This window comes from uncultured Acidovorax sp., from assembly GCF_964021665.1.
Taxonomy (GTDB): Bacteria; Pseudomonadota; Gammaproteobacteria; order Burkholderiales; family Burkholderiaceae_C; genus Acidovorax; species Acidovorax temperans.
Genome location: NZ_CAXIAK010000118.1, coordinates 1 through 8,978, shown reverse-complemented (window position 1 = coordinate 8,978; position 8,978 = coordinate 1). Strand labels below are relative to the sequence as shown.

Annotated in this window: 6 protein-coding genes and 1 pseudogene; all 7 read left to right on the top strand. The window is 62.3% G+C overall.

What is annotated here, in order from left to right; translation table 11 throughout:
• Positions 1–968 (top strand): annotated as a pseudogene (gene aceE, locus AADJ04_RS16700) (pyruvate dehydrogenase (acetyl-transferring), homodimeric type); the annotation flags it as partial.
• A gap of 18 nt (positions 969–986) precedes the next feature.
• A complete protein-coding gene (aceF, locus tag AADJ04_RS16695; protein WP_341240303.1) occupies positions 987–2,666 on the top strand; it encodes a dihydrolipoyllysine-residue acetyltransferase in 1,680 nt (559 codons plus the stop codon).
• 16 nt (positions 2,667–2,682) lie between these two features.
• On the top strand, positions 2,683–4,533 hold the full coding sequence (lpdA, locus tag AADJ04_RS16690) for a dihydrolipoyl dehydrogenase (protein WP_341240302.1): 1,851 nt from the start codon (positions 2,683–2,685) through the stop codon (positions 4,531–4,533).
• Positions 4,534–4,711: 178 nt separating this feature from the next.
• Complete coding sequence (locus AADJ04_RS16685) at positions 4,712–5,668, top strand: calcium/sodium antiporter (protein ID WP_341240301.1); 957 nt, start codon at positions 4,712–4,714, stop codon at positions 5,666–5,668.
• A 41-nt stretch (positions 5,669–5,709) separates the two neighbouring features.
• Positions 5,710–6,960, top strand: a complete 1,251-nt coding sequence (gene nhaA, locus AADJ04_RS16680; RefSeq protein ID WP_341240300.1) for a Na+/H+ antiporter NhaA — start codon at positions 5,710–5,712, stop codon at positions 6,958–6,960.
• Between the two features lie 201 nt (positions 6,961–7,161).
• Complete coding sequence (locus AADJ04_RS16675) at positions 7,162–8,583, top strand: aspartate kinase (protein WP_066783797.1); 1,422 nt, start codon at positions 7,162–7,164, stop codon at positions 8,581–8,583.
• A gap of 150 nt (positions 8,584–8,733) precedes the next feature.
• Entirely contained in the window at positions 8,734–8,952 is a 219-nt protein-coding gene (locus AADJ04_RS16670; RefSeq protein WP_341240299.1) for a hypothetical protein, read from the top strand.
• Positions 8,953–8,978: the final 26 nt, after the last annotated feature.

Genomic DNA, 8,978 nt, shown 5'->3' with positions numbered 1-8,978 from the left:
AGGGCATCAACGAGGCCGGGGCGATGTCGTCCTGGATCGCGGCCGCGACCTCGTACTCGCATTCCGATGCGCCGATGATCCCGTTCTACATCTACTACTCGATGTTCGGCTTCCAGCGCATCGGCGACCTGGCCTGGGCGGCGGGTGACATGCAGGCGCGTGGCTTCTTGCTGGGCGGCACTTCGGGCCGTACCACGCTGAACGGCGAAGGCCTGCAGCACGAAGACGGCCACAGCCACATCCTGGCGAACACCATCCCCAACTGCGTGAGTTACGACCCGACCTTCGCCCACGAAGTCGCGGTGATCATGCACGACGGCTTGAAGCGCATGGTGGAGCGCCAGGAAAACGTCTTCTACTACATCACCTTGCTCAACGAGAACTACGCCATGCCTGGCCTGCTGCCCGGCACGGAAGAGCAGATCATCAAGGGCATGTACCTGTGCAAGCCCGGCGCCGACGGCGACAAGCGCGTGCAGTTGCTGGGCTCGGGCACCATTCTGCGTGAATCGCTGGAAGCCCAAACCCTGCTGGCCGCCGACTGGGGCGTGCAGGCCGACGTGTGGAGCTGCCCAAGCTTCAACGAATTGACCCGTGAGGGCCAGGACGCCGACCGCTGGAACCTGCTGCATCCGCTGGAAACCCCACGCGTGCCGTTCGTTACCCGCCAGTTGGGCAGCCGCAGCGGCCCTGTGGTGGCATCCACCGACTACATGAAGGCCTATGCCGAGCAAATCCGCCCCTTCGTGCCCAAGGGCCGCAGCTACCGCGTGCTGGGCACCGACGGTTTCGGCCGCTCAGACTTCCGCAGCAAGCTGCGTGAGCACTTCGAGGTGAACCGCCACTACATCGTGATCGCCGCACTGAAGGCGCTGGCCGACGACGGCGTGGTACACGTGTCCAAGGTGGCTGAAGCCATTGCCAAGTACGGCATCAACGCCGACAAGATCAACCCGCTGTACGCCTAACCCGAGACGGAGACAACAATGGCATTGGTCAACATTCAAATCCCGGACATCGGGGATTTCGACGAAGTCGGCGTCATCGAGTTGCTCGTGAAGGTGGGTGACACCGTCAAGGCCGAGCAGTCGCTGATCACGGTGGAGTCCGACAAGGCCTCCATGGAGATCCCCTCCAGCCACGCTGGCGTGGTCAAGGAACTCAAGGTGGCGCTGGGCGACAAGGTCAAGCAAGGCTCGGTGATTGCCGTGGTGGAAGCCGTTGGCGCCACTGCCGCAGCCCCAGCGGCTGCGCCCGCACCTGCCGCGTCCCCCGCAGCCGCCCCGGCTGCTGCAACGGCCGCCCCTGTGGCCGCCGCACCTGCGCCAGCAGCCGCAGGCCCCGTGGAAGTGCGCGTGCCCGACATTGGCGACTTCAAGAACGTGGCCGTGATCGAGTTGCTGGTCAAGCCCGGCGACACCGTGGCGCTGGAGCAATCGCTCTTCACCGTCGAATCCGACAAAGCCTCGATGGAGATTCCTTCGCCTGCCGCTGGCGTGCTCAAGGAACTCAAGGTCAAGATCGGTGACACCGTGAACATTGGCGACCTGGTGGCTATTCTGGAAGGCGTGGCCAGCGCCGCTGCGCCTGCTGCCACCGCACCTGTTGCAGCAGCCCCTGCGCCCGCATCAACCTCGACTCCAGCTCCCGCCATGGCAGCCGCAGCCCCAGTGGTGGCTACGGCTACGGTGGCAGCCCCCGCCCACCAGCCCGGCTCTGCCACGCTGGGCCTGCCCCACGCCAGCCCCTCGGTGCGCAAGTTCGCCCGCGAGCTGGGCGTACCGCTGGAAGAAGTCCAAGGCAGCGGCCCCAAGGGTCGCATCACACAGGACGACATCCAGAACTTCACCAAGCAGGTGATGAGCGGCGCTGCGCAAACCAAGGCCCAGGCCGCTAAGGCACCCGCACCGGCAGCCGGTGGTTCTGGCGTGGGTCTGGACCTGCTGCCCTGGCCCAAGGTCGATTTCGCCAAATTCGGCCCGGTGGAACGCAAGGACCTCTCGCGCATCAAGAAGATCAGCGGCGCCAACCTGCACCGCAACTGGGTTGTCATCCCGCACGTCACCAACCACGACGACGCGGACATCACCGACCTGGAAGCCTTCCGTGTGCAGTTCAACAAAGAGAACGAGAAGAGCGGCGTGAAGGTCACGATGCTCGCCTTCCTGGTGAAGGCCTGCGTGGCGGCGCTGCAGAAGTTCCCCGAGTTCAACGCCTCGCTCGACGGCGACAAGCTGGTGATGAAGAACTACTTCCACATCGGCTTTGCGGCCGACACGCCCAACGGGCTGGTGGTTCCCGTCATCAAGGATGCCGATCAGAAGGGCATCGTGCAGATCAGCAAGGAAATGGGCGAACTCGCCGCCAAGGCGCGCGAAGGCAAGCTGGCCCCGGCAGACATGCAGGGCGGCTGCTTCTCCATCAGCTCGCTAGGCGGCATCGGTGGCCGCTACTTCACGCCCATCATCAATGCGCCGGAAGTGGCCATCATGGGCGTGTGCAAGAGCAGCATCGAACCCAAGTGGGACGGCAAGCAATTCGCCCCGCGCCTGATGCTGCCCCTCTCCCTGAGCTGGGACCACCGCGTGATCGACGGCGCCGCCGCCGCACGCTTCAACGTGTACTTTGCCTCGCTGCTGGCGGACTTCCGCCGCATCGTGATGTAACGCGAGGGCCCGACACATGGCAATCATCGACATCAAAGTGCCCGACATTGGCGATTTCGCCGAAGTCGGTGTGATCGAAGTGCTGGTCAAGCCTGGCGACAGCATTAAGGCCGAGCAGAGCCTGATCACCGTGGAGTCCGACAAGGCCTCCATGGAGATCCCCTCCAGCCATGCTGGTGTGGTGAAGGAACTGAAAGTGAAGCTGGGCGACAAGATCGCCGAAGGCGCCGTGGTGCTGACGCTGGAAGTGCAGGGCGCTGCCGGTGCGGCACCGGCTGCAGCACCCGCCCCCGCAGCCCCGGCTTCTGAGTCAAAACCGGCTCCAGCGCCCGCTGCACAAGCGCCAGCAGCTCCTAATATTGCAGCAGCCAGCTTCGGCGGTTCTGCGGATCTGGACTGCGACGTGCTCGTGCTGGGCGGCGGCCCTGGCGGCTACTCGGCGGCGTTCCGCGCTGCCGACCTGGGCCTCAAGGTCATTCTGGTAGAGCGCTACGCCACCCTGGGCGGCGTGTGCCTGAATGTGGGTTGCATCCCCTCCAAGGCGCTGCTGCATGTGGCGGCGGTGATGGACGAGGTGTCGCACCTGTCTGCCGCTGGCATCGACTTTGGCGCGCCCAAGGTCAACGTGGACCTGTTGCGCGGCCACAAGGAAAAGGTCATCGGCAAGCTCACCGGCGGCTTGGCCGCCATGGCCAAGATGCGCAAGGTGACCGTGGTGCGTGGCTACGGCCACTTTGTGGGTGCCAACCACCTCGAAGTGGAAGAAACCACCGGCACCAGCCAGGACAAGACCGGCACCAAGAAGGTGGTGGCGTTCAAGCGCGCCATCATCGCTGCGGGCAGCCAGGCCGTGCGCCTGCCGTTCATGCCCGAAGACCCACGCGTGGTCGATTCCACCGGCGCGCTGGCACTCAAGGAAGTGCCCAAACGCATGCTCATTCTGGGCGGCGGCATCATCGGCCTGGAAATGGGCACGGTGTACAGCACGCTGGGCGCGCGCCTCGATGTGGTCGAGATGATGGACGGCCTGATGCAGGGCGCAGACCGTGATTTGGTGAAGGTGTGGCAGAAGATGAACGCCCACCGCTTCGACAACATCATGCTCAACACCAAGACGGTGGCGGCCGAGGCCACACCCGAAGGCATCAAGGTGAGCTTTGCACCCGCCAAGGATGGCGTGACAGTGCCTGAACCTCAGGTGTACGACCTGGTGCTGCAGGCCGTGGGCCGCACGCCCAACGGCAAGAAGATCGCTGCCGAAAAGGCTGGCGTGGCCGTCACAGACCGTGGCTTCATCAACGTCGACTTCCAGATGCGCACCAACGTGCCGCACATCTTCGCCATTGGCGACATCGTGGGCCAGCCCATGCTGGCGCACAAGGCGGTGCACGAGGCGCATGTGGCGGCTGAAGTCATCGCGGGTGAACTGCAGGGCAACAAGGAACTTGCCAGCGCCGCCTTCAACGCCCGCGTGATCCCATCCGTGGCCTACACCGACCCCGAAGTGGCGTGGGTAGGCCTGACCGAAGACCAGGCCAAGGCCCAGGGCATCAAGGTCAAGAAGGGCCTGTTCCCCTGGTCGGCCTCGGGTCGCGCCATTGCAAATGGCCGCGACGAGGGCTACACCAAGCTGCTGTTCGACGACTCGCCCGAGGCCCATGGCCACGGCAAGATTTTGGGCGGTGGCATCGTGGGCACCCATGCGGGCGACATGATTGGCGAGATCGCCCTGGCCATCGAAATGGGCGCCGACGCGGTGGACATTGGCAAGACCATCCACCCGCACCCCACGCTGGGCGAAAGCATTGGCATGGCGGCAGAGATTGCCCACGGCTCATGCACGGACGTGCCGCCTGCGCGCAAGTAGACAGCCCCTCCGGTATCCCTGCAAAGCCCGATCCCTCAGAGGTTCGGGCTTTTTTTATGGCCCCTTAAAACGCTTGGCAGAATAGGCTTTTTCGATTCACCAACATAATCTGGGTTTTGTGTCATGCGCGTCGCCGCTGGTGCCACACATCTACAACGAGAAACAGAAAGGCCAACGCATGGATACCTGGATGAATATCGCCATTGGTTTGGTATTGCTGGTGGTGGGCGGCGAACTACTGGTGCGTGGGGCGGTGGCGTCGGCCAAGGCGCTAGGGGTATCGCCGCTGTTGATCGGGCTGACTCTGGTGGGTTTTGGCACCTCTACCCCCGAACTGGTCACCAGCCTTACCGCGGCCCTCAATGGCTCCGCCGGTATTGCCGTGGGCAATGTAGTGGGCTCCAACATTGCCAACATTTTGTTCATCCTCGGGCTGTCATCGGTGATTTATCCGATGGCGGTGAACCCCAAGGGCTTCAAGCGTGATGCGCTTATGGTGTCGTTTGCCGCGCTGGCCTGCCTTGCTGTGGTGCTTTATGGGCGCATGGGCATGGCGCTTGGCCTGCTATTGGTGGTGAGTTTGCTCGCTTACATTGTGTTTGTTTATCTGCAGGAAAGGCAGTCCCCCGACGAAGCTGCAGTGGTGGCCGAGCACCGGGCGGAAGACGCCCGAAAAGGCCCCGCGACCATGGCTTTGTCGGTGGCAATGGCCGTCGCTGGCATAGCAATCACGATTTTTGGCGCACGTTTTTTGGTGGATGGCTCGATTGCTCTGGCCAAGGGGTTGGGGGTGTCGGACACCATCATCGGCCTGACGATCGTGGCGGTGGGCACGTCCATGCCCGAGCTGGTGACCTCGGTGATGGCAGCCATTCGCAAACATGCCGATGTGGCCTACGGCAACATCGTTGGCTCCAACATCTTCAATGTGCTGTTCATTCTGGGCACCACCTCCATGATCCAGCCCATCGACATCCCCGCACAAATCGCAGCGTTTGATATCTGGGTGATGCTGGCGGCCACGGGCTTGCTGGTGTACTTCGCGCGCTCCGGGGCCAAGATCCACCGTTGGGAAGGCTGGGTGTTCATCGGTTGTTATGCGGCCTACACGGGCTATTTGATCTCGATCGCCTGAATCTGCCCCCGAATATTGACCCTCCCAGAAAGTCATTACCCATGGCTGCAAATGCTTCCCATCCGAAATTTCTGGGGTTGTTGCCCCAGGATGCCGTGCCTGGCGCGTTGCTCGTGTTAGTTGCAGCGTTGGCCATGGTGGTGGTCAATTCGCCTTGGGGCACTGCGTACCAGGCGGCACTGTCCACCCCGTTCAGCATTGGACCCACGGGTGGCGGCATTGAAATGAAGCTGGCCTACTGGATCAAGAACGCTTTGATGGCGCTGTTCTTTTTCTTCGTGGGCCTGGAGCTCAAGCGGGAGATGCTGGAGGGCCAGTTGTCAGACCCGAAGGCGGCGCTGTTGCCTGTGTTGGCTGCAGCGGGTGGAATGGCTGCGCCCGCCCTGATGTATCTTGCGCTCGCTGGTAGCGCCGGGTTTACCCGGGGCTGGGCGATCCCTGCTGCCACCGATATTGCATTTGCCCTTGGTGTGCTCTCGCTCTTGGGCAGCCGCGTGCCTGCGGCACTGAAAGCCTTTTTGCTGGCCGTGGCGGTGGTGGACGATCTGGGCGCGATCCTGATCGTTGCATTTTTCTACACCGAAGAAGTGCTGGTGAACTATTTGGTCATGGCAACAGGCGTGGCGGCGGTGCTGGTGGTGATGAACCGTCTGAAGATCGCCTCCATCGGGCTGTACATGCTGGTGGGCGTGGTGCTTTGGGTCGTGATGTACCGATCCGGCATCAGCCCCACTATCGGTGGCGTGATCGTGGCCGCTTGTGTGCCCTTGAAAGACAAGGCAGGCCACAGCCCCCTGCATGAGGCCGAGCACAGTTTTAGACCCTGGGTACTGTTTGGCATCATGCCGGTGTTTGCGTTCGCCAATGCCGGTATCAGTCTGGATGGCGCAGGCGCCTACCTGACCCACCCGGTCACGCTGGGCGCTGCCTTGGGCTTGGCGGTGGGAAAACCGCTCGGGATTGGCGTGATGACCTACCTGGGCGCCCTGGCAATGAAGGCCAGAACGCCGGGCAACCTGATGCAAATCGTGGGCGTGGGCTGCATTGCGGGGGTGGGCTTCACCATGAGCCTGTTTGTGGGGGCGCTTGCGTTCACCGACCCCGCGCTGGCCACACCGGTGCGCCTGGGCGTCTATGCAGGCTCGATCTTGTCGGCGCTGCTGGGTCTGTTCATTTTGACTTACAGCTTGCCCAAGGCCTCTGCAGCTGCGCCGTCAGACATTGAAGATCAAACCCGGCCTTTCATCTCCGCCGAGCCTGAATACGAGGCGCACGACAACGCCAGGCCTTGACTGGCCACGACCAAAGTCGGTTTCCTCAAAGCGCAGCGCATCACAGGCTGGCGTTGTAGTGGCTGTGCACCGCATGACAGCCATGGGGCAGGGCCGATGTGCGCCGACAAAAGTGATGGAAAATACTGGGCTTGCTGCTGCGCGACCTGTGGCAGCAATTTCGCCCCGGCTTTCCACTTTTTTGCTCTCCTGAGCCTGTCCATGCAAGACGTTCAAAACTCCAAGATCTCTGTCGAGAAGATCGGCGGCACTTCCATGACCGCCTTTGGCGATGTGCTGCGCCACATCATGTTGTACGACCGTTCTCGGATTTACGGCCGCATTTACGTGGTGTCTGCCTACTCGGGCGTGACGAACCAGTTGCTGGAGCACAAGAAAACGGGCGAGCGCGGCATTTACGCCCTGTTTGCCGAAGGCAAGGGCTATCAGGACGCACTGGCCAACCTGGCCACCAGCCTGAAAAAGCTCAACGCAGGCTACGCCGACCTGGGCCTGCCGCTGGATGTGGCCGATGCCTTTGTGGACCAGCGCATTGGCCAGGCCCGCGAATACCTCAACGCCATGCACCATGTGCTGGCCAGCGGCTACCTCAGCCGCAAGGATGTGCTGCTGGCAGCGCGCGAAGTGCTGGCATCGATTGGTGAATCGCACAGCGCGTTCAACTCGGTCGAGATCCTCAAGGCCAACGGCGTCAACGCTGTGTTGATGGATCTGGCTGGTTTTGACGACAACGAAGCCTGGACCATTGACGAGCGCATTGCCCACAGCTTCAAGGGCCTGGACCTCTCTGACAAGGTGGTGGTGGCCACCGGCTACACCAAGGGCACCGAAGGCATCATGCGCGAGTTTGACCGCGGCTATTCTGAAGTCACCTTCAGCAAGATCGCCGTGGAAGTGCGCCCCGCCGAGGCCGTGATCCACAAGGAATTCCACCTGTCTTCTGCCGACCCCAACCTGGTGGGCCTGGAAAACGCCATCGTGGTGGGCGCCACCAACTACGACGTGGCAGACCAGCTGGCCGACGTGGGCATGGAGGCCATCCACCCCAAGGCCGCCAAGCCGATGGAGCTGGCAGGCATTCCGATCCGCCTGAAGAACACCTTCGAGCCCGACCACCCCGGTACCCTCATCACCAAAGATTTCGTGGGCGAGCGCGCCCGCGTCGAGATCGTGACCGGCACCGACAAGGTCACGCTGATCGAGATCCACGACCCCAGCATGGTGGGCACCGTGGGCTTTGACGCTGGCCTGATGGAAGTGTTCTGCAAGCACGGCGTGAGCTACATCCTCAAGGCCACCAACGCCAACTCCATCGCCCACTTGGTGTGGGACAGCCAAGCCACCCAGGAACTGGTGGCCGAGCTGGAGGAGACCTACCAGGTCGTGACCATCAAGCCCAGCGCCATCGTGTGCGCTATCGGCTCCAACATCAGCATCCCCGGTGTGCTGGCCAAGGCAGCGCAGGCGCTGGCCGATGCCCACGTCAACGTGAACTGCGTCTCTCAGACCCTGCGCCAGGTGAACATGCAGTTCGTGATCGAGCGCGAAGACTACAAGACTGCCGTGAAGGCGCTGAACATGGCGCTGTGCGTCAATTCAGGCACCCCTGTGCCTCGCGTCTGACACGCAACGTTTGACCGCCTCAAGCCCGCCCAGCGCGGGCTTTTTTGTGAGCGCGGGGGCCTGTAGGGGGATCAGGGGTTGCAGCATGGCACTTTATCTTTTTTTATCCAAAACAGATAATTAACCTGTAAAAGATAAAAAGAGGTAAGCATGGCCACCGACGTTTTTCACCGCACCGCCTACGCCGAGCAGATGGCGCAGCAACTGCTACAGCCGTCGCCCCTGCAGATGAACGTACGCTCAGGCGTGCTGCTGTCGGGCATACGCCGTGTGGGCAAAACCACCTTCCTGCGGCAGGACCTGGTGCCCGCGCTGGAAGCGCGCGGTGCACTCGTGGTGTATGGGGTCTCCTCGTTTTCAGTGCAATAAGTGACGGTACGCAAAGCTAGCACTGG